The sequence below is a fragment of the Rhizobacter sp. AJA081-3 genome (assembly GCF_017795745.1).
In the GTDB taxonomy this organism is placed as follows: domain Bacteria; phylum Pseudomonadota; class Gammaproteobacteria; order Burkholderiales; family Burkholderiaceae_C; genus Piscinibacter.
Genome location: NZ_CP059067.1, coordinates 829772 through 855149 on the forward strand (window position 1 = coordinate 829772; position 25378 = coordinate 855149).

Annotated in this window: 29 protein-coding genes; 22 read left to right on the forward strand and 7 right to left on the reverse strand. The window is 69.2% G+C overall.

The features are described 5' to 3' along the window. Nucleotides 1-14 precede the first annotated feature (14 nt). The gene (locus HZ992_RS04130) at nt 15-896 is read left to right on the forward strand and encodes a ribose-phosphate diphosphokinase (protein ID WP_209385424.1); all 882 of its coding nucleotides are present in this window, start codon (nt 15-17) and stop codon (nt 894-896) included. Between the two features lie 46 nt (nt 897-942). Continuing rightward, on the forward strand, nt 943-2061 hold the full coding sequence (locus HZ992_RS04135) for an HD-GYP domain-containing protein (protein ID WP_209385425.1): 1119 nt from the start codon (nt 943-945) through the stop codon (nt 2059-2061). Nucleotides 2062-2074: 13 nt separating this feature from the next. On the opposite strand, the gene gpmA is transcribed toward HZ992_RS04135, so the two are convergent. Then, nucleotides 2075-2818 (reverse strand): 2,3-diphosphoglycerate-dependent phosphoglycerate mutase, encoded by a 744-nt coding sequence (gpmA, locus tag HZ992_RS04140; protein WP_209385426.1) that lies wholly within the window; start codon nt 2816-2818, stop codon nt 2075-2077. A gap of 102 nt (nt 2819-2920) precedes the next feature. Here gpmA and HZ992_RS04145 point away from each other — a divergent pair, with 102 nt between their 5' ends. From HZ992_RS04145 to HZ992_RS04165, 5 genes are all read left to right on the forward strand, one after another. Next, entirely contained in the window at nt 2921-3331 is a 411-nt protein-coding gene (locus HZ992_RS04145) for a rhodanese-like domain-containing protein (RefSeq protein ID WP_209385427.1), read from the forward strand. A gap of 9 nt (nt 3332-3340) precedes the next feature. After that, nucleotides 3341-3598 carry a glutaredoxin 3 gene (gene grxC, locus HZ992_RS04150; protein ID WP_209385428.1) on the forward strand — a complete coding sequence of 86 codons (258 nt, stop codon included), beginning with the start codon at nt 3341-3343 and terminating at the stop codon, nt 3596-3598. A gap of 67 nt (nt 3599-3665) precedes the next feature. After that, the gene (secB, locus tag HZ992_RS04155) at nt 3666-4136 is read left to right on the forward strand and encodes a protein-export chaperone SecB (RefSeq protein ID WP_209385429.1); all 471 of its coding nucleotides are present in this window, start codon (nt 3666-3668) and stop codon (nt 4134-4136) included. 19 nt (nt 4137-4155) lie between these two features. Beyond that, nucleotides 4156-5139, forward strand: a complete 984-nt coding sequence (locus HZ992_RS04160) for an NAD(P)H-dependent glycerol-3-phosphate dehydrogenase (protein WP_209385430.1) — start codon at nt 4156-4158, stop codon at nt 5137-5139. Nucleotides 5140-5154: 15 nt separating this feature from the next. Next, complete coding sequence (locus tag HZ992_RS04165; protein ID WP_209385431.1) at nt 5155-6126, forward strand: Bug family tripartite tricarboxylate transporter substrate binding protein; 972 nt, start codon at nt 5155-5157, stop codon at nt 6124-6126. Here HZ992_RS04165 and HZ992_RS04170 read toward each other — a convergent pair. Together HZ992_RS04170 and HZ992_RS04175 are read right to left on the reverse strand one after the other, a co-directional pair. Further along, entirely contained in the window at nt 6113-6613 is a 501-nt protein-coding gene (locus HZ992_RS04170; protein WP_209385432.1) for a tRNA (cytidine(34)-2'-O)-methyltransferase, read from the reverse strand. The genes HZ992_RS04165 and HZ992_RS04170 overlap by 14 nt on opposite strands. A 40-nt stretch (nt 6614-6653) precedes the next feature. Continuing rightward, on the reverse strand, nt 6654-7367 hold the full coding sequence (locus tag HZ992_RS04175) for a phosphoribosyltransferase family protein (RefSeq protein ID WP_209385433.1): 714 nt from the start codon (nt 7365-7367) through the stop codon (nt 6654-6656). Here HZ992_RS04175 and HZ992_RS04180 point away from each other — a divergent pair. The 8 genes from HZ992_RS04180 (at nt 7366) to HZ992_RS04215 (ending at nt 13695) form a co-directional block, all read left to right on the forward strand. Next, nucleotides 7366-8289 (forward strand): class I SAM-dependent methyltransferase, encoded by a 924-nt coding sequence (locus HZ992_RS04180; RefSeq protein WP_209385434.1) that lies wholly within the window; start codon nt 7366-7368, stop codon nt 8287-8289. The genes HZ992_RS04175 and HZ992_RS04180 overlap by 2 nt on opposite strands. 79 nt (nt 8290-8368) lie before the next feature. Next, nucleotides 8369-8926, forward strand: coding sequence for a DUF2244 domain-containing protein (locus tag HZ992_RS04185; RefSeq protein WP_245213347.1), 558 nt, complete (start codon nt 8369-8371; stop codon nt 8924-8926). Nucleotides 8927-8954: 28 nt separating this feature from the next. After that, nucleotides 8955-10130 carry a cytochrome c oxidase subunit II gene (gene coxB, locus HZ992_RS04190; RefSeq protein WP_209385435.1) on the forward strand — a complete coding sequence of 392 codons (1176 nt, stop codon included), beginning with the start codon at nt 8955-8957 and terminating at the stop codon, nt 10128-10130. Between the two features lie 34 nt (nt 10131-10164). Then, nucleotides 10165-11805: a cytochrome c oxidase subunit I gene (gene ctaD, locus HZ992_RS04195; protein ID WP_209385436.1), complete on the forward strand. Its 1641-nt coding sequence runs from the start codon at nt 10165-10167 to the stop codon at nt 11803-11805. A gap of 4 nt (nt 11806-11809) precedes the next feature. After that, nucleotides 11810-11926 carry a cytochrome oxidase small assembly protein gene (locus HZ992_RS04200; protein ID WP_209385437.1) on the forward strand — a complete coding sequence of 39 codons (117 nt, stop codon included), beginning with the start codon at nt 11810-11812 and terminating at the stop codon, nt 11924-11926. Between the two features lie 7 nt (nt 11927-11933). Continuing rightward, on the forward strand, nt 11934-12554 hold the full coding sequence (locus HZ992_RS04205) for a cytochrome c oxidase assembly protein (protein WP_209385438.1): 621 nt from the start codon (nt 11934-11936) through the stop codon (nt 12552-12554). Next, entirely contained in the window at nt 12551-12781 is a 231-nt protein-coding gene (locus tag HZ992_RS04210) for a DUF2970 domain-containing protein (RefSeq protein ID WP_209385439.1), read from the forward strand. Before HZ992_RS04205 ends, HZ992_RS04210 begins: the two co-directional genes overlap by 4 nt. A 29-nt stretch (nt 12782-12810) precedes the next feature. After that, nucleotides 12811-13695 (forward strand): cytochrome c oxidase subunit 3, encoded by an 885-nt coding sequence (locus HZ992_RS04215; protein ID WP_209385440.1) that lies wholly within the window; start codon nt 12811-12813, stop codon nt 13693-13695. A gap of 72 nt (nt 13696-13767) precedes the next feature. Here the strand turns inward: HZ992_RS04215 and HZ992_RS04220 are convergent, their stop codons facing one another. Further along, nucleotides 13768-13989 carry a twin transmembrane helix small protein gene (locus HZ992_RS04220; RefSeq protein ID WP_209385441.1) on the reverse strand — a complete coding sequence of 74 codons (222 nt, stop codon included), beginning with the start codon at nt 13987-13989 and terminating at the stop codon, nt 13768-13770. 78 nt (nt 13990-14067) lie between these two features. On the opposite strand from HZ992_RS04220, the gene HZ992_RS04225 reads away from it, so the two are divergent. From HZ992_RS04225 to HZ992_RS04245, 5 genes are read left to right on the forward strand one after another with little or no spacing between them, the layout of a single operon-like run. Beyond that, nucleotides 14068-14772, forward strand: a complete 705-nt coding sequence (locus HZ992_RS04225; RefSeq protein WP_371816785.1) for an SURF1 family protein — start codon at nt 14068-14070, stop codon at nt 14770-14772. Further along, nucleotides 14726-15442, forward strand: a complete 717-nt coding sequence (locus HZ992_RS04230; protein ID WP_209385442.1) for a redox-active disulfide-containing membrane protein — start codon at nt 14726-14728, stop codon at nt 15440-15442. Before HZ992_RS04225 ends, HZ992_RS04230 begins: the two co-directional genes overlap by 47 nt. 14 nt (nt 15443-15456) lie before the next feature. Further along, a complete protein-coding gene (locus HZ992_RS04235) occupies nt 15457-16614 on the forward strand; it encodes a COX15/CtaA family protein (RefSeq protein ID WP_209385443.1) in 1158 nt (385 codons plus the stop codon). A gap of 20 nt (nt 16615-16634) precedes the next feature. After that, complete coding sequence (cyoE, locus tag HZ992_RS04240) at nt 16635-17549, forward strand: heme o synthase (RefSeq protein WP_209385444.1); 915 nt, start codon at nt 16635-16637, stop codon at nt 17547-17549. After that, nucleotides 17546-18154: an SCO family protein gene (locus tag HZ992_RS04245; RefSeq protein ID WP_371816786.1), complete on the forward strand. Its 609-nt coding sequence runs from the start codon at nt 17546-17548 to the stop codon at nt 18152-18154. The genes cyoE and HZ992_RS04245 overlap by 4 nt, the downstream gene beginning before the upstream one ends. Nucleotides 18155-18217: 63 nt before the next feature. Here HZ992_RS04245 and rpoH read toward each other — a convergent pair whose 3' ends face one another. Continuing rightward, entirely contained in the window at nt 18218-19135 is a 918-nt protein-coding gene (gene rpoH, locus HZ992_RS04250; protein WP_371816787.1) for an RNA polymerase sigma factor RpoH, read from the reverse strand. A gap of 195 nt (nt 19136-19330) precedes the next feature. Here rpoH and otnK point away from each other — a divergent pair, with 195 nt between their 5' ends. Together otnK and HZ992_RS04260 are read left to right on the forward strand one after the other, a co-directional pair. Continuing rightward, a complete protein-coding gene (otnK, locus tag HZ992_RS04255) occupies nt 19331-20590 on the forward strand; it encodes a 3-oxo-tetronate kinase (protein WP_209385445.1) in 1260 nt (419 codons plus the stop codon). Continuing rightward, on the forward strand, nt 20587-21246 hold the full coding sequence (locus tag HZ992_RS04260) for a class II aldolase/adducin family protein (RefSeq protein WP_209385446.1): 660 nt from the start codon (nt 20587-20589) through the stop codon (nt 21244-21246). The genes otnK and HZ992_RS04260 overlap by 4 nt, the downstream gene beginning before the upstream one ends. A gap of 9 nt (nt 21247-21255) precedes the next feature. Here HZ992_RS04260 and HZ992_RS04265 read toward each other — a convergent pair whose 3' ends face one another. Further along, a complete protein-coding gene (locus HZ992_RS04265; RefSeq protein ID WP_209385447.1) occupies nt 21256-24459 on the reverse strand; it encodes a PAS domain S-box protein in 3204 nt (1067 codons plus the stop codon). A gap of 13 nt (nt 24460-24472) precedes the next feature. Then, nucleotides 24473-25375, reverse strand: a complete 903-nt coding sequence (locus HZ992_RS04270) for an aldo/keto reductase (protein WP_209385448.1) — start codon at nt 25373-25375, stop codon at nt 24473-24475. Nucleotides 25376-25378 lie beyond the last annotated feature (3 nt).

Here is a 25378-nt window from a genome sequence, read left to right on the forward strand (position 1 = left end):
CCCTGGGAGTGCGCATGCTGCTGGCCTTTGCCGACGAAAGCCCGCTGGCGCACGCGCTGGCGCGCGAGATGGACTGCGAGCTCGCCTTCGTCGAGACGCACCACTTTCCCGATGGCGAGATCAAGCTGCGGCTGCCGCCGGCGCTGCCGCCACGCGTGGTGATGCTGCGCGGCCTGCAGCAGCCCAACGACCGCCTGGTGCAGCTGATGCTGGCCGGGCGCACCGCGCGCGAGCTCGGCGCGCGCCACCTGACGCTGGCCTCGCCCTACCTCGCCTACATGCGGCAGGACATGGCCTTCCAGCCCGGCGAGGCCGTGAGTCAGCGCATCGTCGTCGGCTTTCTGGGCAGCCTGTTCGACCGCGTGATCACGATCGATCCGCACCTGCATCGCATCGCTTCGCTCGACGAAGTGATGCCGGGCTCGCGGGGCGTCGCCTTGACCGCAGCGCCGCTGCTCGGCGCCTGGATCGCTTCGCAGTGGCCGGCCGACGCGCTGCCGCTGCTCGTCGGTCCCGACGAGGAGGCCGAGCAGTGGGTGCGTGCGGCCGGCGAACGCACTGGCCTGCAGGGGCTGGTCTGCCGCAAGACGCGACGCGGCGATCGCGATGTGACGGTCGAACTCCCCGCACAGGACATCACTGGGCGCGATGTGGTGATCATCGATGACGTGGCCAGCACAGGCCACACGATCGTGCAGGCTGCAGCGGCGCTGCGCGAGCGGGGCGTCGCCTCGATCGACGTGGCGGTGGTGCATGCGCTGTTCGGCGGTGATGCGATCGAACGGTTGATGCAGGCCGGCGTCCGCCGCGTGTGGAGCACCGACGCCGTGCCGCATTCGAGCAACGTTGTCACGGTCGCGCCCCTGCTGGCGAGGGCAATCGCGGATTGCGACTGAATGGGAACGCATCCCACACTGGCTTCTCGCATCGCTAGGGGAGCCCATGCATCTGCTCAGGCTGATCCAAAGCCAGGTGAAGCTCGGCGAGCCCTTGCCCTGGGGCGTGCGTGACCAGCAGGGCAAGTTGCTGCTGGCCCGTGGGCAGGTGATCGCCAACGAGGCACAACTCGCCGCCCTGCTCGAGCGTGGTGCGAGCGTCGACATCGAGGAGGTGCGCGCGGCGGCACGGGGCGACGCCGATACGGCCCGGCCGGTGAGCCTGTTCGCGCAGTGGGAGCAGGTGCTGTGGCAGCTCGATCGTGTGCTGCGCAGCGTGAGCGGCGAGCCGGGCTTCGGCCAGCGCGTGAATGAACTCGTGCAGCGCATCGAGGCGCTGACTCTGCGCGACCCCGACATCGCGATCTACCTGACGGTGCGCCAGGACCCGAAGCGACTGACGATCTACGCGCTGGCCCACTCCGTGCACTGCGCGATGGTGTCGCTACTCATGGCACGGCGGCTCGGCTGGGACGAGGAGTCCACGCACACGCTGATGAAGGCCGCGTTGACGATGAACATCGCCATCCTCGACCTGCAGGGCCGCATGGCCGCACAGGGCGTGCCGCCCACGCCGCCGCAGATGGACATGATCCGCGTGCACCCGACGCAGGGTGTGGAGATGCTGAAGGCGGCCGGCATCGACGAACTGCCCTGGCTCGAGTCCATCGCGCACCACCACGAGCGGCCGGACGGCACGGGTTACCCGGCTGGTCTGCGCGAATCGGGCGAACAGGCCACGGTGCTGCGCTATATCGACGTGTTCATGGCCAAGATGGCGCCGCGGGCGCTGCGCGCACCACTGTCTGCGCAGCTCGCCGCCCGGCAGCTCTTCCAGGAATCCGGCGGCGCGCCGGCGTCGGCGGCGATCATCAAGGAGTTCGGCATCTACCCGCCGGGCGAGTTCGTGCAGCTCAAGTCGGGCGAGATGGCGGTGGTGGTGCGCCGCGGCGCCAATGCCAGCACGCCGCTGGCCGCCGCCATCACCGACCGGCACGGCATGCCCAATGTCAATACGGTCGTGCGCGACACCTCGAAGCCCGAATTCGCCATCGCCGCGCTCGCGGCGGAGACGAACCTGGTGCTGCGCGTGCCGCCGGAGCGGCTGTTCGGCTTGCCGGAGTGACCCGGATCCCGGATCAGGCCTTGCCCTGGTTCGCCACCGCTGCCGCCGCCTTCGCCGCCGCTTCCGCGTCGCCGAGGTAGTAGCTGCGGATCGGCTTGAGCGCGTCGTCCAGTTCGTAGACGAGCGGGATGCCGTTGGGGATGTTCAGGCCGACGATGGCGTCTTCGGAGATGCCGTCGAGGTACTTCACCAGCGCGCGGATGCTGTTGCCGTGCGCGGCGATCAGCACGCGCTGGCCGGAGCGGATCGCCGGCGCCAGCGTGTCGTTCCAGTAGGGCAGCACGCGCGCCACCGTGTCCTTCAGGCATTCGGTCAGTGGCACCTCGCCGTCGGCGAGCTTCGCGTAGCGCGGGTCGCTGCGTTCGCTGCGCGGATCGCCCGGCTCGAGCGCCGGCGGCGGCGTGTCGTAGCTGCGGCGCCAGACCAGCACCTGCTCGTCGCCGAACTTCTTCGCCGTCTCGGCCTTGTTCAGGCCCTGCAGCGCGCCGTAGTGGCGCTCGTTCAGGCGCCAGGAGTTCACCACCGGCAGCCAGGTACGGTCCATCTCGTCCAGCGCGTGCCACAGCGTCCAGATGGCGCGCTTGAGCACCGAGGTGTAGGCGACGTCGAACTCGTAGCCCTCGGCCTTGAGCAGCCGGCCCGACTCGCGCGCCTGCGCCACGCCGGTGGGCGTGAGGCCCACGTCCGTCCAGCCGGTGAAGCGGTTCTCGAGGTTCCAGGTCGATTCGCCGTGGCGGATCAGTACGAGCTTGTGCATGGGCTGGCCGGGTTCGGGATGAGGGAATGCCGGGCTCGGCCCGGTGGCGTCAACCGTGAATTCTATAATTCGCGTTTTTCGCCGCAGCGGCTGAAGGCTCCCGTGAAGTTCTTTATCGACAACTGGGTTCTGTTCCTGGCCGCCATCACCTCCGGCGGCCTCCTGCTCTGGCCGATGATTTCGCGCGGTGGCGGTGCCGGGCGCATCTCGCCGGCGCAGGCCGTGCAGATGATCAACCGCGAGAAGGCCGTGCTGATCGACGTCAGCGAGCCCGACGAGTTCGCCGGCAGCCACGCCACCGGCTCGAAGAACGTGCCGCTGGGCCGGCTCGAGGCTTCGGGCGACCTGCCGAAGAACAAGACGCTGCCGCTGGTGGTGGTGTGCCCGAGCGGCACGCGCGCCGTGCGCGCCGTCGCGACGCTGAAGAAGCTCGGCTTCGAGAACTCGCATGTGCTCGCCGGCGGCCTGGCCGCCTGGCGCGAAGCCAATCTGCCCGTCGAGAAGAACGCCTGAGGACGCGCCATGCCTGCCGTGAAGATGTACACCACCCAGGTCTGCCCGTACTGCCAGCGCGCCAAGGCGCTGCTCAAGCAGCGCGGCGTCGAGCAGATCGAGGAGATCCGCGTCGACCTGCACCCCGCCGAGCGCGACACCATGGTGCACCTCACCGGCCGGCGCACCGTGCCGCAGATCTTCATCGGCGACACGCATGTCGGTGGCTGCGACGATCTGGTCGCGCTCGACCAGCGCGGCGGCCTCGCGCCGCTGCTCGCTGGCTGACTCGCCGCGCAGCGATAATCCCGGGCTCGCCGCCATTTCGACGGCACCCCTTCATCCAGAGATTTCCATGGCCGACGACAACCTGACCCCGGTGTTCCAGATCCAGCGCATGTACCTGAAGGACTTGTCGCTGGAGCAACCCAACTCGCCGCAGATCCTGCTCGAGCAGTCGCAGCCGGCCGTCGACATCCAGCTCGGCCTGGGCGCCGAGGCCATCGCCGACGGCGTCTATGAAGTGGCCGTCACCGCGACGGTGACGACCAAGGTCGCCGACAAGGTGCTGTTCCTCGTCGAGGCCAAGCAGGCCGGCATCTTCGAGATCCGCAACATCCCGGGCGACCAGCTCGACCAGATCATCGGCATCGCCTGCCCCGGCATCGTCTACCCCTACCTGCGCGCCATCGTCTCCGACGTGTGCACGCGTGCCGGCTTCCCGCCGGTGCTGCTGGCCGAGGTGAACTTCCAGGCCATGTTCGAGGCGCAGCGCGCCCAGGCCGCGGGCCAGAACGGCTCGGGCATCATCACCAGCGTCAACTGAGGCGCTTGCCGCGGCGCGCATGAACCTGACGGTGCTCGGCGCGGGAGCGTGGGGCACCGCGCTGGCCGTGAGCGCCTGCACGCGGCAGCCCACACGACTGTGGGCGCGTGATGCGGCGCAGGCCGCGGCGATGCGCAGCGAGCGGCGCAACCGGCGTTACCTGAACGAGATCACGCTGCCGCCCGCGCTGCAGATCGACGCCGACTTCGACGCCGCCGTGGCGCACGCACGCGGCGGGCTGCTGGTGGTGGCCACGCCGATGGCCGGGCTGGAAGGCATTCTTCGCCGCCTGCCGGCCGACGCGCCCGGCGTGCTGTGGCTGTGCAAGGGTTTCCAGGAAGGCAGCGGCCTGCTCGGCCACGAGATCGCCCGTGCCGCCTGCCCGTCACTGAGCGCCGGCGTGCTCTCGGGCCCGAGCTTCGCCATCGAGGTCGCGCGCGGCCAGCCCACCGCACTGGTGGCGGCAAGCCACGACGCGGCGCTCGCCGAGCGCGCCGTCGAGGCCTTCCACAGCGACACGATGCGCATCTACACCTCCAATGACCCGGTGGGGGTGGAGGTGGGCGGCGCGGTGAAGAACGTGATGGCCATCGCCACGGGCATTGCCGACGGCATGCAGCTCGGCCTGAACGCGCGCGCCGCGCTGGTCACACGCGGCCTGGCCGAGATGACACGGCTGGGCCTGGCGCTGGGCGCGCGCGCCGAGACCTTCATGGGTTTGTCGGGCCTGGGCGATCTGGTGCTCACCACCACCGGCGAGCTGTCGCGCAACCGCCGTGTCGGCCTGCTGCTGGCGCAGGGCCAGACACTGGCGCAGGTCCTCGCCGAGCTCGGCCACGTGGCCGAGGGCGTGCTCAGCGCCGCCACGGTGCTGCAGCGTGCGCGGGCGCTGAACGTGGCCATGCCGATCACCGAGGCGGTGGTGGCGGTGCTGGAGCGCCGCATCACGCCCGCGCAGGCGCTGGGCCTGCTGATGGGCCGCGAAGCGCGGTCCGAAACCTGAGACGGGGAACGCCGCATGCATCGTCGCCTGATCCTTCGCACTGCGGCCGCTTCCGCGGCCACGCTGGCGCTGCCCGGCTTCGCGCAGGCCTGGCCCGCACGGCCGATCCGGCTGGTCGTGCCGTTCCCGCCGGGCAGTTCGCCGGACCTGATCGCCCGCCTGGTGGCCGAGCCGCTGTCGGCCGCGCTGGGCCAGCCGGTGGTGATCGACAACAAGCCCGGCGCCGGCGGCAATGTCGGCACCGGCATGGTCGCCAAGTCCGATCCGGACGGCCACACGCTGCTCTTCACCATCCAGGGGCCGCTGGTCACTGCACCGCTGCTCAGCAAGAGCCTGAATTACGACCCGGTCAAGGAACTGGCACCGGTCACGCTCGTGGCCACCTCGCCGAACCTGCTTGTGGTCGACCCGAAGCTGGGCGCCGAGACGCTGGCCGACTTCGTGCGCGTGGCCAAGGCCCGGCGAGGCGAACTCAACTACGGCAGCGTGGGCAACGGCAGCGCGGCGCACCTGGCGATGGAGCTCTTCAAGCGGCGTGCCGGCATCGAGCTCGTGCACGTGCCCTACCAGGGCTTCCCGCAGGTGGTCAATGCCATCCTCGCTGGCCAGGTGCAGGCCGGCTTCATGGTGCCTGGCATCGCCATGGGCCAGGTGCGTGCCGGCAAGCTGCGCGGGCTCGGCGTCACGACGCTGGGGCGCTCGGCCGCGCTGCCGGACTTCCCGACGCTGGTCGAGCAGGGCTACCCGGAGTTCGAGGCGATCTCGTGGCAGGCGGTCCTCGCGCCGGCAAAGACGCCTGCGCCCGTCATCGAGCGCCTGTCGCGCGAGCTGGTGCGCATCATCAAGAGCGACGAGGTGCGCACGAAGATGCTCGCGCAGTACTTCAGCGCCGCCGGCACCGCGCCGGCCGCACTGGCCGGCCTGATGACCAGCGAGCGGCTGGGCTGGGCTCAGGTCATCAAGCGGGCCGACGTCAAGCAGGAGTAGCGGGCACCTCGGATGGCGTCGCGGCGCCGGCGTAGCCGCACTGCCGCCATGCCTCGAACACCGCGACGGCGACGGCGTTGCTCAGGTTCAGGCTGCGCTGGCCCGCACGCATCGGCAGGCGCACGCGCTGCGCGGGCGCGATGCGCTCACGCAGGTCCGGCGGCAGGCCGGCGCTTTCCGATCCGAACACCAGCCAGTCGCCCGGTGCCCAGGCGATGTCGGCCAGCCCACGTGTGCCGCGCGTCGTGAAGGCGAAGCAACGTTCCGGAGGCGGCGCGCAGTCGCTCAGCAGCGCCTGCCACGAGGCGTGGCGGCGCACGCTGGCGTACTCGTGGTAGTCGAGCCCGGCGCGCAGCAGCAGCTTGTCGTCCATCGAGAAACCCAGTGGGTCGACTAGGTGCAGCGTGCAGCCGGTGTTGGCGGCCAGGCGGATCACGTTGCCGGTGTTGGGCGGGATCTCCGGGTGCACGAGCACGATGTTGAACATGGTGAGGCGATTCTCCCGCAGCGCGGGCGCCCAGGCCTGCTCAGGCACCATCGGGCCGCGGCGTGCGCGCCAGCACCCACAGCTGCACGCGAGACGCGCCGGCCTGCAGCAACGTGCGCGCCATCTCGGCGGCTGTGGCGCCGGTGGTCATCACGTCGTCGACCACCACGACGCTGCGGCCGGCGATCTCGCCCCGGCGCAGCGGCTCGACCGCAAAGGCCGCGCGCACGTTCGATGCGCGCCGATCGAGCGGCAGGTCGACCTGGTGCGGTGTGTCGCGGATGCGCAGCAGCAGCCGGGCGTCGGCCGGCGGGCCGAGGCGGCGAGCGATCTCCCACGATTGATTGAAGCCTCGCTCGCGAAGCCGCGCGTCGCTCAGCGGCGCTGGCAGGAGCAGCTCGGGCGGCGGCTGCCCGCGCACGGCCTCGCGAAGCAGTCCCGACAGCACAGGCGCCAGTTCGACGCCGCCCTGGAACTTGAATCGCGCGATCAAGGCGCTCCACGGCGCGCCGTAGTCGAGCGCGGCGATCGTGCGTTCGAAGGGCGGCGGATCGCGCAGGCACTCGCCGCACACCGGCTGCCCGGCCGGCACGGCGATCGCGCAGCGCTCGCAACGCGGCCGTGGCGCAGCGAAACGCTGCCGGCAGGCGTCGCACAGCGCACCGCGGCCCCAGTCGCGGCAGATGCTGCATTGACCAGGAAGGGAGCCGAGAAGCGACGCCAGCGACACCGGCTCAATATACTGCCCGCCCATGAGCGAGCCGCCTGCCTCCGACCTGACTGCGCGCGGCCTCGATCCGGTGGCAGTGGATGCTGCCTTGCGCCGTCTGGCGCGCGCCGACGAAGCGCCGTGGCTGCACCGCGAGGTGGCGCGGCGCATGGCCGAGCGCTTGGCCATCATCCGGCTGCAGCCCGCACAGCTGATCGACTGGTGGAGCTGGCTGGGCGCGGGTGCCGAACTGCTGGCCGATGCCTACCCTGCGGCGCGGCGCATCGCCGTCGAACCCACGCCGGCGCTGCGTTCGCGCAGCGAATCCGCGCTGCGTGCACCCTGGTGGTCGACCCGACGCTGGACGTCGCCAGCACCCATCGTGCTGGGCGAGGGCGACGAACTGCCCCGCGGCACGCAACTCGTGTGGGCCAACATGATGCTGCACGCGGTGGTGGATCCGCCGGCGCTGTTCGCGCGCTGGGAGCGGGCGCTGGCCGTCGACGGCTTCGTGATGTTCTCGTGCCTGGGCCCTGGCACGCTGCGCGAGCTGCGTGCGCTCTATGGGCGACTGGGCTGGCCCATGCCTACGCCGAACTTCATCGACATGCACGACCTCGGCGACATGCTGGTGCAGGCCGGATTCGCCGACCCGGTGATGGACCAGGAGACGATCACGCTGCAGTGGCCGAGCACGCAGGCCCTGCTCGACGAACTGCGCAGCCTCGGCTGCAACGCCTCGCCCTTGCGCGCCGGTGGCCTGCGCACGCCGCGCTGGCAACGGCGGCTGCTGCGCGAACTCGAATCGCTGGCTGGCGCCGACGGCCGCCCCGCGCTTGCATTCGAGGTGGCCTACGGCCACGCGTTCCGCGCCGCCCCGCGCTTGCGTGGCGGCGAGGAGACGACCGTGTCGCTCGACGACATGCGCGCCATGGTGCGTGGCCGGAGAGCCGGGCCGGTGAGCTAAACTCTTGCAGTTGATCAAAGCAGCGAAGAAAAGATCGTGCTTTGAGGTCGTACGCGCAGTCAGCGAGCAGTAAGCAAGGATGACGATCGACGCCTCTTCGATGTCGAGCGATCCCGGTCCGCCACGATTGCGGTTCGGGCGCGCTTCGCAGGCGGGTTCGGGTCCTTGTTCGGTGCAATGGGAGCTTCGACGCAATTGTTCGTTGACGCCGAGGCAGATGTTGGGGTTTTACCTGGGTTTGAGCGGCATCTCTCTCGGCATTGCCGGAATATTCTGGTGGCTGGGTGCGACGCTGGTCATGCCCTTCGCCTGGCTGGAAGTGCTGGCGGTCGGTGTGGCGCTGCTGGTGCACGCGCGCCACGTCACCGACCGAGAGAGCATCTGGCTGCAGGGCGGGCTGTTGACGGTCGAGCGGGCCTCTGGCGCGCGAACCGAGCGGTGCGAGTTCTGCACCGAGTGGGTGAGGGTGGTGTCCATGTCCCGTGACGGTTCGCTGATCGAGCTGTGCGAGCGTGGCCGGAAGGTGAGGGTGGGGCGCTTCGTGCGACCCGAGTTGCGGCGGCAACTCGCCGATGAGATGCGGTGGGTGCTGCGGCGGCATGAAGCGGTGCAGGGGCTCGTGCCTGGTTCGGCCTGAGCGGGATCCAGAAACTGACGTGACAACGATGAAGACGATCAAATCACTCCGTGCAACGTTGGCGCGAGTCGCCCTTACCGCAGGTGCCACGCTGGCGACGCAAGCCGCCATGGCCGTGAACAACCTGCCCGGCGGCCCGGCGGTCAATCAGCTCGACCTGCACCCGCCGGTCACGCAGATCGCCGCCGACCAGCGCTGGCTGCACTACTTCATGCTGGTCATCTGCACGGTGATCTTCGTCGCCGTGTTCGGCGTGATGTTCTATTCGATCTTCAAGCACCGGAAGTCGAAGGGGGCTGTGTCGGCCAACTTCCACGAGAGCGTCAAGGTGGAAATCGCCTGGACGGTCGTGCCCTTGCTCATCGTGATCGGCATGGCGCTGCCCGCCACCAAGACGGTCGTGGCGATGAAGGACACCAGCTCCGCCGACCTCACGATCAAGGCGACGGGTATCCAGTGGAAGTGGGGCTACGATTACCTCAAGGGCGAGGGCGAGGGCATCGGCTTCGTCTCCACCCTCGACGTGACGCACCGCGAGATGTCCAACAGCGGCAAGCCGCCGGCGACCGACAACTACCTGCTCAAGGTCGACAACCCGCTGGTCGTGCCGGTGGACAAGAAGATCCGCATCATCACCACCGCCAATGACGTGATCCATGCCTTCATGGTGCCGGCCTTCGGCATCAAGCAGGACGCGATCCCCGGCTTCGTTCGTGACACCTGGTTCCGTGCCGAGAAGACCGGCGACTTCTACGGCCAGTGCGCCGAGCTGTGCGGCAAGGAACACGCCTACATGCCGATCCACGTGAAGGTGCTGTCGGCTGCCGACTACACCGCCTGGGTCGATGGCAAGAAGAAGGCCATGGCCGCGCTGGCCGACGACCCGACCAAGGAATGGAAGCTCGACGAGCTGGTGGCCCGCGGCGAGAAGGTCTACGCCGCCAACTGCGCCGCCTGCCACCAGGCCAGCGGCAAGGGCGCCGGCCCGATCAAGCCGCTGGACGGCGCTGCCGTGGTGCTCGATGCTGACAAGCTCAAGCAGATCCAGGTGCTGCTCAATGGCCAGAACAACGGTGCCATGCCCGCCTGGAAGCAGCTGTCGGACACGGAGATCGCCGCGGTGATCACCTACACGAAGAACAACTGGTCCAACAAGACCGGGCAGCTCGTTCAGCCGGCCGACGTCGTCGCTGCACGCAAGTAAGAACTCGTCGAATCAGAAGGCATAAGGAAACGGCATGAGCGCAGTCATTGACCAGCATGGCCACCACGGTGACCACGCCCACGATCACGACCACGATCACGATCACCACGCACCCCACGGCTGGCGCCGCTGGCTGTTCGCGACGAACCACAAGGACATCGGCACGATGTACCTGCTGTTCTCGTTCGCGATGCTGATGGTCGGCGGCGTTCTCGCGCTGCTGATCCGCGCCGAGCTGTTCCAGCCCGGCCTGCAGATCGTGAACCCGCAGCTGTTCAACCAGCTGACCACGATGCACGGCCTGATCATGGTGTTCGGCGCGATCATGCCGGCCTTCGTCGGCTTCGCGAACTGGATGATCCCGCTGCAGATCGGCGCAGCGGACATGGCCTTCGCGCGCATGAACAACCTGAGCTTCTGGCTCCTGATCCCGGCCGGAGCGATGCTCGTCGGCTCGTTCTTCATGCCTGGCGGCGCGCCCGCCGCAGGCTGGACGCTGTACGCGCCGCTGACGCTGCAGATGGGCCCGTCGATGGACGCCGGCATCTTCGCGATGCACATCATGGGTGCGAGCTCGATCATGGGCTCGATCAACATCATCGTCACGATCCTGAACATGCGCGCGCCGCGCATGACGCTGATGAAGATGCCGCTGTTCTGCTGGACCTGGCTGATCACCGCCTACCTGCTGATCGCGGTGATGCCCGTGCTCGCCGGCGCCATCACGATGACGCTGACCGACCGCCACTTCGGCACGCACTTCTTCAACCCCGCCGGCGGCGGCGACCCGGTGATGTACCAGCACATCTTCTGGTTCTTCGGCCACCCCGAGGTCTACATCATGATCCTGCCGGCCTTCGGCATCGTCAGCGCCATCATCCCGGCGTTCGCGCGCAAGAAGCTGTTCGGCTACACCTCGATGGTCTATGCGACCTCTTCGATCGCCATCCTGTCGTTCATCGTGTGGGCGCACCACATGTTCACCACCGGCATGCCGGTGACGGGCCAGCTGTTCTTCATGTACGCGACCATGCTGATCGCGGTGCCCACCGGCGTGAAGGTGTTCAACTGGATCGCCACCATGTGGCGCGGCTCGATGACCTTCGAGACGCCGATGCTGTTCGCCGTCGGCTTCCTGTTCGTGTTCACGATGGGCGGCTTCACCGGCCTGATCTGCGCGATGGCGCCGGTCGACATCCAGATCCAGGACACCTACTACGTCGTCGCGCACTTCCACTACGTGCTGGTGGCCGGCTCGCTGTACGCGCTGTTCGCCGGCTACTACTACTGGAGCCCGAAGTGGACCGGCGTCATGTACAACGAGACGCGCGGCAAGATCCACTTCTGGGGCTCGCTGATCTTCTTCAACGTGACCTTCTTCCCGATGCACTTCCTCGGGCTGGCCGGCATGCCGCGCCGTTATGCCGACTACCCCATGCAGTTCGCCGACTTCAACATGCTCGCGTCGGTGGGCGCCTTCGGCTTCGGGCTGATGCAGGTCTACTTCTTCTTCTTCGTCGTGCTACCGACCATGCGCGGCCAGGGCGCGAAGGCGCCCCAGCAGCCCTGGGACGGCGCCGAAGGCCTGGAGTGGGAAGTGCCGTCGCCGGCGCCGTTCCATACCTTCGAGACGCCGCCGCTGCTGAACCCGTCGGCCACCAAGGTGCTGGGCTGACACCATGGCGCTGACCCCCGAGCAGAAGAAGAGCAACCTGCGCCTGGGCCTGATCCTGGCCTCCGTGGCGGTGGCGCTGTTCGTCGGCTTCATGGTGAAGAGCGCGTTCATCGGCGTCTGAATCCGGCATGTCGAACCCTCCGATCGGGCCCGATCCGACCCTGCGCAGCGACAACCTGCGCATGGTCGGCAAGCTGGTCGTCGTGGCTGCGCTGATGTTCGGCTTCGGCTATGCCCTGGTGCCCATGTACCGTGCCATCTGTTCGGCGCTGGGCATCAACGTGTTGTCGGTGGCCGAGCGGCAGGTGCCGGGAAACGCGCCTGCCGAGCGCAACACGCAGGTCGACACCAGCAGGGTCGTCACGGTGGAGTTCGACGCCAACGCCCGCGGCCCTTGGGACTTCAAGCCCGCCAAGCGCTCGGTGGACGTGCATCCGGGCGAGATGGCCACGGTGATGTACGAGTTCCGCAACAAGCAGAACCGCACGATGGCCGCGCAGGCCATCCCGAGCTACGCGCCGCGGCAGGCAATGGCGCACTTCAACAAGATCGAGTGCTTCTGCTTCAACGAATACACGCTGAAGGCGGGCGAGAGCAAGCAGTGGCCGGTGGTGTTCATCGTCGACCCGAAACTGCCGAAGGACGTGCGCACGATCACGCTGTCGTACACCTTCTTCGAGGTCGGCGGCAAGACGCCGGCCGAACCGGAGGCGACGGTGCGTGCGCCCGTGCAGGAGCCGCGCACATGAGCGACGGCCTGCGCGAAGCGGTGCAGCGCAAGGGCTCCTTCCTGCAGACGATGCGGGCGGTGGCCTGGTCGTTCTTCGGTATCCGCAAGTCCAGCGGCTACGAGCAGGACATCGGCAAGCTCAACCCGGTGCACGTGGTGATTGCCGGCGTGATCGGCGCGTTATTGTTCATTGCGGCGCTGGCGCTGCTGGTGAACTGGATCATCGCCAGCGGTGTGGCGACATAGAGAATCGAACAGGACCCTGAGGAGAAATCATGTCGGCAGCGACACAACACGGGCAGACCCCCTACTACTTCATCCCGGCGCCTTCGCACTTCCCGGTGCTCACCGCCACGGGACTGTTCTTCGTCATCCTCGGCGCGGGCCAGTGGGTCAATGGCCACGGCTGGGGCGCCTGGGTCACGCTGTTCGGCTTCCTGATGTGGGCGTTCATCCTGCAGGGCTGGTTCCGCGCGGCCATCAACGAGAGTGAAAGCGGCCTGTACGGCAGTCGCATCGACGTCTCGTTCCGCTGGAGCATGAGCTGGTTCATCTTCTCGGAGGTGATGTTCTTCGGCGCCTTCTTCGGCGCGCTGTACTGGACTCGCCTGCACTCTCTGCCCAACCTGGGCAGCCTCGAGAACGCGCTGTTGTGGCCCGACTTCAAGGCGGTCTGGCCGAGTGCCGCCGCCGGGGCCACCGGGTCGCCGGCCGGCATCGTCGAGCCCTTCACGACCATGGGCCCGTGGCCGCTGCCCACCATCAACACGCTGCTGCTGCTGACTTCCGGCGTGACGCTCACGATCGCGCACCACGCGCTCGTCGCCGGCAACCGCGGAAAGACGATCCTGTGGATGTGGATCACCGTGTTGCTGGGCGCCACCTTCCTGTGCGTGCAGGCCTACGAGTACATGCATGCCTACCGCGACCTGAACCTCAAGCTCAGTTCCGGCGCCTACGGATCGACCTTCTTCATGCTCACCGGCTTCCACGGTTTCCACGTGCTCGTGGGCATGCTGATGCTGCTGTTCATCACGCTGCGCCTGATGAAGGGCCACTTCACGCCGCAGCGGCATTTCGGCTTCGAGGGTGCCGCCTGGTACTGGCACTTCGTCGACGTGGTCTGGCTGGGCCTGTACATCGTGGTGTACTGGGCCTGACGCAGCGACCCGGCACCCGCGAAGAACGCCGCGCAAGCGGCGTTTTTCATTGCCGGCCGATCACCGCGCGGTTCAGCGACCGATCGGCAGGCCCTTGGGCTGGATCCACCCCATCCACCAGGCCAGCATGACGCAGGCGAACAGCAGCACCGACAGGGCCACCCGCAGGGCTAGTGCGCGCATCATGTTGCCGGTCTTGGGCTTGCCGTCGCGGCCATCGCGCACCATGAACACGCCCGCCGACAACAGCGCTCCGAGAATGCCGACGAACGCCACCGCAAGCAGGATCTTCATGCGAGCCGATTATCCGCCTTGCCCCGTGAAGGGGTTTCGCAGGTGAGCGGGCTCGGCGTGCGGCAACGGGCCGCTCTGGTGCTGCTGGCCGCGCTGCTCGGCGCGAGCCTGACCGCCCGGCTGGGCGCGTGGCAACTCTCTCGCGCCGCCGAGAAGGAGCAGGCGCAGGCCGCGCTCGATTCGCGCGGTTCGGCGCCACCGCTGGCGCAGGCTGAACTGGCTGCCGAAGTGCAGCAGGCCGCGACGCAGCACTTCCGGCGCGTCGCGCTGCGCGGCCGCTGGGTCGATGGCCGCACGGTGTTCCTCGACAACCGCCCGATGGCCGGCCGGCCGGGCTTCTACGTCGTGACGCCGCTGCTGATCGGAGAAGGCGGCGACGCCGTGCTGGTGCAGCGCGGCTGGGTGCCACGCGATGCCAACGACCGCACGCGCGTGCCGGCCGTGCCGGCGACCGAAGGCGTGGTGGAAGTCGAGGGCCGCATCGCCCCGCCACCGTCAAGGCTCTACGAGCTCGGCGCCGAAGGGCAGGGGCCGATCCGGCAGAATCTCGATCTCGACGGGTTCGCACAAGAGACGGGGCTGCGGCTGCGGCCGCTGTCGTTGCTGCAGGCCGACAGTGCCGGGACCGCGGGCGACGGGCTGCTGCGGCAATGGCCGGCGCCGGCGGTCGACGTCCACAAGCATTACGGTTACGCCTTCCAGTGGTTCGCACTCGCGGCCTTGATCACGGGTCTTTATGTCTGGTTCCAACTCGTCCGTCCCCGGCTCCGACGCCAAGCTTGAAGCGGCGTCTCCGCTGAGCTTCACGGTGCACACGATGCCTTCGCCCGGCCTCGATGACGCGGCACGCCGCACGGCCAGCGGCCGGCTGAAGATGCTGCTGATCCTCGCGGTCTGCGCCGCGCCGGTGATCGCCTCCTACATGGCCTACTTCTTCTACCGACCCGAGGGGCGCACCAACTACGGTGAGCTCGTCGACCCGCTGCGCCCGCTGCCTGCAGCGCTGCCGCTGAGCGATCTGCAGGGCCGAGCGGTCGAGGCGAAGTCCTTGCACGGCCAGTGGCTGCTCGTGGTGGTGGCCGGCGGCGCCTGCGACACCGGCTGCGAGAAGCGCCTGTGGCTGCAGCGCCAGCTGCGCGAGGCGCTCGGGCGCGAGAAGGACCGCGTCGACAAGGTCTGGCTCGTCGACGATGCACAGGCACTTCGGCCCGAAACGCTGCAGGCCGTCAGCCAGGGCGACCCGGTCACCGTGCTGCGGGTGCCGCGCGAGGCACTGGCGCAGTGGTTGTCGCCCGCCGCCGGCCACACGCTCGAGCAGCACTTCTACGTGGTCGATCCGATCGGCAACTGGATGCTGCGCGCGCCCGGTGACCCGGAGCCGGCTCGCTTGAAGCGCGACATCGAGCGGCTGCTGCGCGCCTCGGCCGGATGGGACCGCGCCGGTCGCCCCTGAGCGCCGGCACCTCCATGGATGCACAGCCGCTCTACGACCTCACGCCGATCGTGCGCATGGCCGCGCTCGGCGTGGTACTGGCGCTGGGCCCGCTGGCCTGGGTGTGGTTGCGCCATCGCGGCGCCACGCCGGCCGTCCGGATGCGCGCGCTCACGCTGCTCACGCTGTTCCTCACGTTCGATCTCGTCGTGTTCGGCGCCTTCACCCGCCTGTCCGACTCCGGCCTGGGCTGCCCCGACTGGCCAGGTTGTTACGGCAATGCCAGCCCGCTCGGTGCGAAGGCCGAGATTCATGCCGAACAATCGCTGCGCCCCAGCGGCCCGGTCACCCATGGCAAGGCCTGGGTCGAGATGGTTCACCGCTACCTCGCCACGGCGGTGGGCGTGCTGATCACGGTGATGGCGCTGGCCAGCTGGTACGAAGCGCGCCGTGGGCGGTCCACGATCTCGCCGTGGTGGGCAACAGCGACGCTGGTGTGGGTCTGTGCGCAGGGCGCGTTCGGGGCGCTCACCGTCACGCTCAAGCTCTACCCGGCGATCGTCACGCTGCACTTGCTCGGCGGCATCGGGCTGCTTGCCCTGCTGGCCGTGCAGGGCGAACTGGCGCTGCCGCGGCCGATGGTGCTCGACCACGGCACTCGCCGGCTGTTGCTGGCCGTGGCCGCGCTGACGCTGCTGCAGGTCTCACTCGGTGGATGGGTCAGCACCAACTATGCGGTGCTGGCCTGCAGCGACTTCCCCACCTGCCAGGGCGCGTGGTGGCCCGAGATGGACTTCCGCCACGGTTTCACGCTGCGTCGCGAGCTGGGCGAAACCCGGGGCGGCGACTTCCTGCCGTTTGCCGCACTCACGGCGATCCACTACACGCACCGGCTGATGGCCTACGCCGTGTTCGTGGCCTTGCTGTGGCTGGCCTGGCGTCTGCATCGCAGCGCCCAGGCGGCGCCGCGCCGCGCCGCCTTTGCGCTGATCGGCGTTGCGCTGTGGCAGCTGGCCTCGGGCCTGGGCAACGTGGTGCTCGGCTGGCCGCTGGCGGCCGCACTCGCGCACACCGCCGGCGCGGCGGTGCTCGTCGCGTTGCTGGCCGTGCTCCTGGTCCGCACGGCACCGGCCTCCCTTCCAGAAACAGGCGACAGCCGACAGCCCGCCCGGCCCGCCCGCGCGATGCTGTAGGCTGCGACGCCCGCCAGACCATGTCCGACACCCTCGCAACCCATCCCGCCACCGCGACCTCGCTGCCGTCGCGCGTGCGCCAGTTCTACGTGCTGACCAAGCCGCGCGTGGTGCAGTTGATCGTCTTCTGCGCTGTCATCGGCATGCTGCTGGCCACGCCGGGCCTGCCCGACTGGCGTTTGGCGCTGGCCGCCACCGCCGGCATCTGGCTGGTGGCCGCGGCCGCCGCGGCGTTCAACTGCCTGATCGAGCAGCAGATCGATTCGCGCATGGCACGCACGTCCTGGCGGCCGACGGCGCGCGGCGAGCTCACGCTGACGCAGACACTGATCTTCTCCGGGCTGCTGTGCGCAGCAGGCGGCGCGCTGCTGTACTTCATGGTGAACCCGCTGACGATGTGGCTGACGCTGGCCACCTTCGTCGGCTACGCGGTGATCTACACCGTGGTGCTCAAGCCGATGACGCCGCAGAACATCGTCATCGGCGGCGCGTCGGGGGCCATGCCGCCGGTGCTGGGCTGGGCGGCCATCCGCGGCGAGGTCGGCCCTGAGGCGCTGATCCTGTGCCTGATCATCTTCCTGTGGACGCCGCCGCACTTCTGGGCGCTGGCGCTGTACCGCGCCGAAGACTACCGCCGCTCGGGCCTGCCGATGCTGCCGATCACGCACGGCTCCGAGTTCACGCGCTTGCACGTATTCCTCTACACGCTGGTGCTGTTCGCCGCCACGCTGCTGCCCTTCATTTCGGGCATGAGCGGCTGGTTCTATCTGCTGTCGGCGGTGCTGCTCGGCGCCGGGTTCATCGCCTACGCCTGGAAACTCTGGCGCGAGTACTCCGACCAACTGGCGCGCAAGACCTTCCGCTTCTCGATCTGGCACCTGTCGCTGCTCTTCGCAGCGCTGCTGATCGATCACTACCTGGGACTGCTGCTGTGAACGCCCACCGACGACTGTGCATCCTTGCCCTTGCGGCGCTGCTGACCGGCTGCGAGAAGCCAGGTTCGGCTCCCGGCGCGGCGGCGCCTTCGTTCCGCGGTGTCGACGTCACCGGCGCCGAGTACGCGCGCAGCTTCTCGCTGCCCGATCCCGACGGCAAGGTGCGCACGCTGGCCGATTTCAAGGGCAAGGTCACGGTGGTCTTCTTCGGCTACACGCAATGCCCCGACGTCTGCCCGACCACCATGGCCGAGCTTGCCCAGGTCAAGAAGTCGCTCGGCGCCGATGGCGAGCGGGTCCAGGGCGTGTTCATCAGCGTGGACCCGGACCGCGACACGCCCGAACTGCTGAAGGCCTACATGGGCAGCTTCGATCCTAGCTTCGTCGCGCTGCGCGGCACGGCCGACCAGGTCGCCGCCACGGCCAAGGAGTTCAAGGTGTTCTACGCCAAGGTGCCGGGCAAGACCGAGGGCAGCTACACGATGGACCACACCGCCGGTTCCTACGTGTTTGACCCCTCTGGCAAGCTGCGACTTTTTGTGCGCTATGGCGGCGGCGCCGAATCGCTGGCGACCGACATCAAGGCCCTGCTGGCCACCGGCTGAGCCCGGGCGAACCCACGATGACAAACGGCCCCTCGCGGGGCCGTCGTGCGTTGCCGTGAAGGCTCAGGCCGATTCGGCCAGCGCCTTGCGCATCTTCTTCATCGCCGCGACCTCGATCTGGCGCACGCGTTCGGCGCTGATGCCGTAGTCCGCCGCCAGTTCGTGCAGCGTCATGCCGCCGCTGCTGTCGTCGTTCACCTTCAGCCAGCGTTCCTCGACGATGCGGCGGCTGCGCTCATCGAGCGCGCCCAGCGCGTGGGCGATGCCGTCGCTGGCCAGCCAGTCGCGGTTGCGCGCTTCGAGCACGCGCGAGGGCTCGTGGGAGTCGTCGGCCAGGTAAGCGATCGGCGCGAAGCTCTCTTCGCCGTCGTCGGTCTGCGGCTCCAGGGCCACATCACCGCCGGACAGGCGCGTTTCCATCTCGAGCACTTCTTCGCGCTTGACGTTCAGCGTACGCGCCACGGTATCGACCTCGCCCTGCGTCAGCGTGGAGCGGTGCGTGTCGATGTCGGCGGCGTCGTCCTTCAGGCTCTGCTTCATCGAGCGCAGGTTGAAGAACAGCTTGCGCTGCGCCTTCGTCGTGGCGACCTTCACCATGCGCCAGTTCTTCAGGATGTACTCGTGGATCTCGGCCTTGATCCAGTGCATCGCATAGCTCACCAGGCGCACGCCCTGCTCGGGGTCGAAGCGCTTGACGGCCTTCATCAGGCCGACATTGCCTTCCTGGATCAGGTCGCCGTGCGGCAGGCCGTAGCCGAGGTACTGGCGGGAGATCGACACCACCAGGCGCAGGTGCGACAGCACCAGCTGCCCGGCCGCGTCGAGATCGCCGCTGGCCCGCAACCGGCGCGCCAGAGACACCTCTTCTTCCTGCGTGAGCAGGGGCAGGCGGTTGGCGGCGCTGATGTAGGCATCCAGGTTGCCCAGCGAGGGCACCATCGCCCACGGGTCGCGAACGGTCAGTGCTGTGGTCGAGTTCATGTTCATGGAAGCATCAGACACTCTGAGTCTCCTTTTGTTCCCCCATATTAGCACTCGCGTCCCGAGAGTGCTGACGGCGCCAAGCCGGCGAATGTGTGCAGTCGCTCACATCGCCAGGCCGGTCGGACGGGGTCCGGACGGGGCCCGTGCGGCGCGGCCCGCCTGTGCCAGACTTCCGGCCCTGGAGGACAGTGCATGAAGCTGGGCTGCATCGCCGACGATTTCACCGGGGCCACCGACCTCGCCAACAACCTGGTGCGTTCGGGCATGCGCACGGTGCAAACGATCGGGGTACCGGGCGGCGACGCGCCCGCCGGCGCCGATGCCGTGGTGGTGGCGCTCAAGTCACGCACCATCCCGGCCGCCGAGGCGGTGGCGCAGTCGCTGGCGGCGCTGCGCTGGCTGCGGGCGCAGGGCGCGCAGCAGATCTACTTCAAGGTCTGCTCGACCTTCGATTCCACCGACCGCGGCAACATCGGCCCGGTCACCGAGGCGCTGATGGATGCCCTGGGCTGCGACTTCACGATCGCCTGCCCGGCTTTCCCGGCCAACGGCCGCACGGTCTACAAGGGCTACCTGTTCACCGGCGACGTGCTGCTCAGCGAAGGCAGCATGCGCGAGCACCCGCTGACGCCGATGACCGACCCGAGCCTCGTGCGCGTCATGCAGCGGCAGAGCCGGCGCCGCGTCGGGCTGATCGAGCAGGCCGTGGTGCGCCGCGGCAGCGAGGCCATCACGCAGCGCATGCGCGAGCTGCGCGACGCCGGCGTGGGCATCGCCATCGTCGACGCGCTCGATGACGCCGACCTGCACGCGATGGGCCGCGCCTTTGCCACGCTGCCGCTGCTGACCGCCGGCTCCGGCGTGGCCATCGGCCTGCCCGCGAACTTCGGCCTGGTGCCCAGCGCCGGCGCGGCCGAGCTGCCCGAGCCACAGGGCTCACGCGCCATCGTTTCAGGCAGCTGCTCGACGGCGTCAAACGCGCAGGTTGCGGCCTTTCTCGCCCGCCATCCCGGGCGCGGCTTCGCGATCGACCCGCTGCGCCTGGCCGACGGCACCGATATGGCGGCGCAGGCACTGGATTGGGCGGCCCCGCGGCTGGGCAGCGAGCCGCTGCTCGTCTACGCCACCGCGCAGCCCGAGGCAGTGAAGGCCGTGCAGGCCCGGCTGGGCGTCGAGAAGGCCGGCACGCTGGTCGAGCAGGCGCTGGCCCAAGTGGCCGCCGGCCTGGTGCACAGCGGCACCGGCCAGCTCGTGGTGGCCGGCGGCGAGACCTCCGGTGCCTGCGTGCAGGCGCTGGGCGTGCGCAGCCTGCGCATCGGCGCGCAGATCGACCCCGGCGTGCCCTGGTGCCATGCGGTCACGGGCAACGGCCAGCCGCTGCACCTGGCGCTGAAGTCGGGCAACTTCGGCGCCACGGACTTCTTCGACAAGGCCTTCGAGGTGCAACGATGAGCAGCGAAGCCTCGCTGCGCGAGGAGGTCTGCCGCGTCGGCGCGAGCCTGTACGCGCGTGGCTACGTGCACGCCAGCGCCGGCAACATCAGCGTGCGCCTGCCCGACGGCTACCTGATCACGCCCACCGACGCCTGTCTCGGCAGGCTCGACCCGGCCAAGCTGGCGCGGCTCGATCTCGAAGGTCGCCAGCTCGAAGGCGACCGCGCCAGCAAGACGCTCGCACTGCACCGCCGCATCTACGATGCCGACGACACGGCGGGTTGCGTGATCCATACGCATTCGACGCACCTCGTGGCGCTGACGTTGCAGGGCGTCTGGCGGCCCGACGACATCGTGCCGCCGATCACGCCGTACTACGTCATGAAGGTCGGTCACGTGCCGCTGATCCCGTACCACCGGCCGGGCGCACCCGAGGCTGCCGAGCGGGTGGCCGAGCGCATCGCCGGCGCGCGCGCAGCCGGTCGGCCGATCCGCGCGGTGATGCTCGAGCGCCTGGGCCCGAACGTATGGCACGACAGCCCGGCCGAAGCAATGGCGACCCTGGAAGAGCTGGAAGAGACCGCCAGGCTCTGGCTGCTGTCGCGCGGCGAGGTCGATCCGCTGAGCGAGGCGCAAATCGACGAACTGCGGCGCAGCTTCGGCGCGCGCTGGTAGCGCGACGCTTCAGCCGAAGCGCGTCTCGCTGCGCTCGAGCACCTCGTCGACCACGGCGAGCAGCTCCGCCACGCTCACCGGCTTGGTGAGGTACAGGCTGGCACCGGCCTGCAGCGCGGCGTCGATCTGCTGCGCGGTCGCGTCGGCCGACACCACCACAACCGGGATGTCGGCCGTGGCCGGATCGGCCTTCAGGCGCGCCAGCAGCTCCAGGCCCGACAGATCGGGCAGGTGCATGTCAAGCAGCACCATGTCGGGCAACTGCGCGCGGATCGCTCGCAGGCCGTCCAGGCCGTTCATCGAGACTTCCATCTGCACCTGAGGCCGCTGCGCGAGGATGCCTCGCATCACCTCGACGTTGGTCTCGTTGTCCTCGACGTAGTGGACGATGCGCCGGTGGTACTCGGCGGTCGAGGTGATCAGCGGATCCAGGTTCGACGGCACCGTGTCGGGCTCGACGGCGCGCGGCAGCGCGAGGATGAACGACGAGCCCTCGCCGGCGATGCTGCGTGCGCGCAGCGAGCCGCCCATCAGCTCGGCCAGGCGCTGGCTGATGACCAGCCCGATGCCGGTGCCCTCCTGGGAGGAGCGTTCGCGGCCGAGGCGGTTGAAGGGCTGGAACAGCTCGCCGAGTTGGTCGGCCGTCATGCCCAGGCCGGTGTCGGTGACGGCGATCTCCACCATGTCGTGCGGCCGCAGCCGGCTGGCGATGTGCACGCGCCCGCCGTCGGTGTTGTACTTCACCGCGTTGCTCAGCAGGTTGACCAGCACCTGCTTGACGCGCGTGGTGTCGCCCATCAGCACGCCGGTACCGTCGGCCAGCTCGGTACTGACGCGCAGGCCGCGGCGTTTGACGTCGGCATCGACCATGGCCAGGCTCGCCGCCAGCAGCTCGGGCAGGTTGACCGGCTCGATCTGCAGCTTCAGGTTGCCCGACTCGATGCGCGACAGGTCGAGCACATCGTTGATCATCTCCAGCAGATGCCAGCCGGCCTGCTGGATCTGGCCCACCCAGGGCCGCTGGTCGGCAGACAGGGGCTGGCGGCGGTCGAGTTCGAGCAGCTGCGCGAAACCCAGCATGGCGTTCAGCGGGGTGCGCAGCTCATGGCTCATGCGCGAGAGGAATTCGCTCTTGGCGCGATTCGAGGCCTCGGCCCGCTCGCGCGCTGTCTCCGCTTCCTGCAGGCGCAGGTGCTCACCGATGTCTTCCACCACGCCGACGATGCGCCGTGCCTGGCCGAACTCGTCGCGCAGCAGCGTCACCGTCGCCTGCACCCACAGAGTGTGGCCATCCTTGGTGATGTAGCGCTTCTGGCGCCGGTACATCGGGATCTCGCCGATGACCAGCCGGCCGGACAGCTCGACGTCCTGCGCCACGTCGTCGGGATGGGTGTACTGCGCCGAGGTCATGGTCAGCAACTCGTCGTCGCTGTAGCCGGTGAGCTCGCAGAAGCGCGGGTTGGTCTGCTTCACGTTGCCGCGCAGGTCGGTGTAGATGATCCCGATCGGCACGGTGTTCAGGATGTTGCGGAAGCGCTGCTCGCTGTCGCGCAGCGCCGCCTGCGCACGCTCGCGTTCGTGCACCTCGGCCTCGAGCGCAGCCGTGCGCTCGCGCACAGCGCCCTCGATGCGTCGCGCGCGGCCGCTGACCACCAGAAGCAGCGCGCCCAGCATGGCTGCGCCGAGCAGGCCGACCAGTGAGAACAGCCAGGCGTTCACGCCCTGGCCTTCCGGCACCTCGCTCGGCAAGGCGCCGGTGCGCAACTCCCAGCGGCGGCCGGCGTATTCGATCGTGCTCGTGTGCGAGAGCCCGGGTGTGCCGGCGCGGTCGCAATCGGGCGGCCCGGCCAGGCGACGCTGAGCCGCCTGCGGGTCGGCGTCGACCAGGCACAGGCGCAGGTAGCGCGGCAGGTCCGAGCTGATCGCGGCCAGCAGCGGCCCCGGACGCAGCGTCACGAACAGCACGCCATCCAGGGTACCGTGGTGTTTCGGCTCGGTCGAACTCTCGTCGCTGTGCACGGCCCGATACACCACGACCCCGGTGCGATCGCCGTCGGCCATCGGCTGGGTCAAGGTGAAGGCTTCGCTCGCCACCGGCATGTCGGTGCGGTCGCTGAGCTCCACCGCCGCGCGTGCGGCGGGCAGCGACAGCAGGTTCAGGCCCAGCGCCGCCACGTTGTCGCGCATCGGTTCGATGTAGCGCATCGCGATCACGCGGTCGCGCGGAAACCCCGCCGGTGCATCGGCCCGGTCGAACACACGGAATTGCGTCAGCCCTTCGGCCCTCGCCTGCGCCTCGAAGGCGGGAACGGCATGGCGTTCGACGACCTGGTACCAGCCGATTGCCGTGATGCGGCCCGGCGCCAGCCACGCGGAGGCGGCACGGCGCAGTTCATCGCGGCTCACCTCGTCGGAGGAGATGAACACGCCGCGCATCGCCTCGAGCGCCATCAGCGGCTCCTTCAGGCGAGCATCGAGCACGGTGGCGGCGTGGTTGGCATCGCGCGCGAAGACGTTGCGCAGGCGCTCCTCGTCCCAGCGCCCGACCTGCGCGATCCCCAGCGCCATCACCAGCGTGACCAGCGCCAGCGTCAGGCCGACCATCAGGCGCCGGCCGGCCCAGTCGGCCCGCGGCCTGCCGATCAGCGTCAGGGCGATCGGCGTGCCGATCAGTGCACCGAAGCAGTCGCCGGCCCACCACGTGACCCAGGTGATCAGCGCCTGGCCCAAGGGGACCGTTCCGCTGGCGACCAGGGACAGGGTGGCCACGCTCGCATTGGCCATGCAGGCGAGCAGCCCGCCCAGGCCGAAAAGCACCGCCACGTCGCGCGGATCGTCGATCGCCTGCGGGTGGCGAGCATGTCGTTGCACCAGCCACGCGCCCAGCCAGGCCTGCAACGCGGCGCCCAGCGCGATCAGCACCGGCACGCCGAGCGCCGACAGGTCCAGGTTGCCGCGCAGGGCACTGAGCGACAGGTTCACGCCCAGCGCGCCCAGCACCACGCCGGGCAGCGCAATGCGGCCGTACACCAGCACGGCCGCCAGCGCGATGCCGGCCGGGGGAAACAGCGGCGCCGCATAACTCGGCGGGATGGCCAGTTGCAGCGCTGCCAGACCGACGAGCAGGTAAGCCAGCGTGGTGCCGGAGATCACCCAAAGCGCCAGCAACTTGTGCGGTCCGGGTGCCTCGGAAGCGGGGGTGGTCGGCAGCATGGGGGCAATCGGCTCAGGCGACTTCGTGCCCGGCGGCGGCCTGCCAGACCTCGGTCCAGCCCTGCGCGTCCAGCGTCAACGACACGGCGGCCACGGCTTCGCGAAGCGTGTCGATGCGGCGCGAGCCCGCCACCGGCAGCGGCCGGCTCGGGTGGCGCAGCAGCCAGGCGAAAGCCACCGTGGCGGCACTCACGCCGAGCCGCGCTCCGATGTGCCCGAGCGCCGCCTGCACGCGCCGCTCGGTCTCGCCGCCGCCGGCGAGCAGCGCGCCGCCGGCCAGCGGCGACCAGATCATCGGCCGGACGCGCAGGCGCTGCAGCTGATCGAGCGTGCCGTCGGTGAGCGGCGCGCGCTGCAGCGGGTGCAGCTCGATCTGGTTGGTGACCAGCGGAAAGCGGCTGGCCAGCAGCTCGAACTGCCCCGGCGTGAAGTTCGACACGCCGAAGTGCCGCACCTTGCCGGCCGCGCGCAGCGACTCGAAGGCGCGTGCCACCTCGTCGGCGTCCATCAGCGGGTCGGGGCGGTGGATCAGCAGCAGATCGAGCCGGTCGGTGCGCAGCGCGCGCAGCGAGGTCTCGACGCTGGCCGCGATGTGCGCCGCCGAGCTGTCGTAGTGCTTGATGCGATGCTCAGGGCGGGCCGGCGCGACGAGCTTGATGCCGCACTTGCCGACGAGCTGCAGCCGCTCGCGCAGCGCCGGGGCGAGCACCAGCGCTTCGCCGAACAGGCCCTCGACCGCATAGCCGCCGTAGATGTCGGCATGGTCGAAGCTGGTCACGCCGAGCTCGGCGCACTGCTCGATCCAGCGCAGGCGCTGCTGGGCGTCCCATTGCCAATCCGCCATCCGCCAGGCGCCCGCCACGATGGGGGACAGGCGGGGGCCGCCAGGCGCGAGTTCGGTCAGTGGCAGCGTCATGAA

Excerpts from the sequence above, each read along its gene's own strand:
- HZ992_RS04175 (WP_209385433.1), bottom strand. The coding sequence starts at position 7,367 with ATGGGCGGGCAGTATATTGAGCCGGTGTCGCTGGCGTCGCTTCTCGGC.
- HZ992_RS04170 (WP_209385432.1), bottom strand. The coding sequence starts at position 6,613 with ATGTTCAACATCGTGCTCGTGCACCCGGAGATCCCGCCCAACACCGGC.
- coxB (WP_209385435.1), top strand. The coding sequence starts at position 8,955 with ATGAAGACGATCAAATCACTCCGTGCAACGTTGGCGCGAGTCGCCCTT.
- HZ992_RS04135 (WP_209385425.1), top strand. The coding sequence starts at position 943 with ATGCATCTGCTCAGGCTGATCCAAAGCCAGGTGAAGCTCGGCGAGCCC.
- rpoH (WP_371816787.1), bottom strand. The coding sequence starts at position 19,135 with ATGAACTCGACCACAGCACTGACCGTTCGCGACCCGTGGGCGATGGTG.
- HZ992_RS04235 (WP_209385443.1), top strand. The coding sequence starts at position 15,457 with ATGGATGCACAGCCGCTCTACGACCTCACGCCGATCGTGCGCATGGCC.
- HZ992_RS04220 (WP_209385441.1), bottom strand. The coding sequence starts at position 13,989 with ATGAAGATCCTGCTTGCGGTGGCGTTCGTCGGCATTCTCGGAGCGCTG.
- gpmA (WP_209385426.1), bottom strand. The coding sequence starts at position 2,818 with ATGCACAAGCTCGTACTGATCCGCCACGGCGAATCGACCTGGAACCTC.
- HZ992_RS04205 (WP_209385438.1), top strand. The coding sequence starts at position 11,934 with ATGTCGAACCCTCCGATCGGGCCCGATCCGACCCTGCGCAGCGACAAC.
- otnK (WP_209385445.1), top strand. The coding sequence starts at position 19,331 with ATGAAGCTGGGCTGCATCGCCGACGATTTCACCGGGGCCACCGACCTC.
- HZ992_RS04270 (WP_209385448.1), bottom strand. The coding sequence starts at position 25,375 with ATGACGCTGCCACTGACCGAACTCGCGCCTGGCGGCCCCCGCCTGTCC.
- HZ992_RS04165 (WP_209385431.1), top strand. The coding sequence starts at position 5,155 with ATGCATCGTCGCCTGATCCTTCGCACTGCGGCCGCTTCCGCGGCCACG.
- HZ992_RS04230 (WP_209385442.1), top strand. The coding sequence starts at position 14,726 with ATGTCTGGTTCCAACTCGTCCGTCCCCGGCTCCGACGCCAAGCTTGAA.
- HZ992_RS04180 (WP_209385434.1), top strand. The coding sequence starts at position 7,366 with ATGAGCGAGCCGCCTGCCTCCGACCTGACTGCGCGCGGCCTCGATCCG.
- HZ992_RS04160 (WP_209385430.1), top strand. The coding sequence starts at position 4,156 with ATGAACCTGACGGTGCTCGGCGCGGGAGCGTGGGGCACCGCGCTGGCC.
- HZ992_RS04185 (WP_245213347.1), top strand. The coding sequence starts at position 8,369 with ATGACGATCGACGCCTCTTCGATGTCGAGCGATCCCGGTCCGCCACGA.
- grxC (WP_209385428.1), top strand. The coding sequence starts at position 3,341 with ATGCCTGCCGTGAAGATGTACACCACCCAGGTCTGCCCGTACTGCCAG.
- secB (WP_209385429.1), top strand. The coding sequence starts at position 3,666 with ATGGCCGACGACAACCTGACCCCGGTGTTCCAGATCCAGCGCATGTAC.
- HZ992_RS04210 (WP_209385439.1), top strand. The coding sequence starts at position 12,551 with ATGAGCGACGGCCTGCGCGAAGCGGTGCAGCGCAAGGGCTCCTTCCTG.
- ctaD (WP_209385436.1), top strand. The coding sequence starts at position 10,165 with ATGAGCGCAGTCATTGACCAGCATGGCCACCACGGTGACCACGCCCAC.
- HZ992_RS04130 (WP_209385424.1), top strand. The coding sequence starts at position 15 with ATGCTGCTGGCCTTTGCCGACGAAAGCCCGCTGGCGCACGCGCTGGCG.
- HZ992_RS04215 (WP_209385440.1), top strand. The coding sequence starts at position 12,811 with ATGTCGGCAGCGACACAACACGGGCAGACCCCCTACTACTTCATCCCG.
- cyoE (WP_209385444.1), top strand. The coding sequence starts at position 16,635 with ATGTCCGACACCCTCGCAACCCATCCCGCCACCGCGACCTCGCTGCCG.
- HZ992_RS04265 (WP_209385447.1), bottom strand. The coding sequence starts at position 24,459 with ATGCTGCCGACCACCCCCGCTTCCGAGGCACCCGGACCGCACAAGTTG.
- HZ992_RS04200 (WP_209385437.1), top strand. The coding sequence starts at position 11,810 with ATGGCGCTGACCCCCGAGCAGAAGAAGAGCAACCTGCGCCTGGGCCTG.
- HZ992_RS04260 (WP_209385446.1), top strand. The coding sequence starts at position 20,587 with ATGAGCAGCGAAGCCTCGCTGCGCGAGGAGGTCTGCCGCGTCGGCGCG.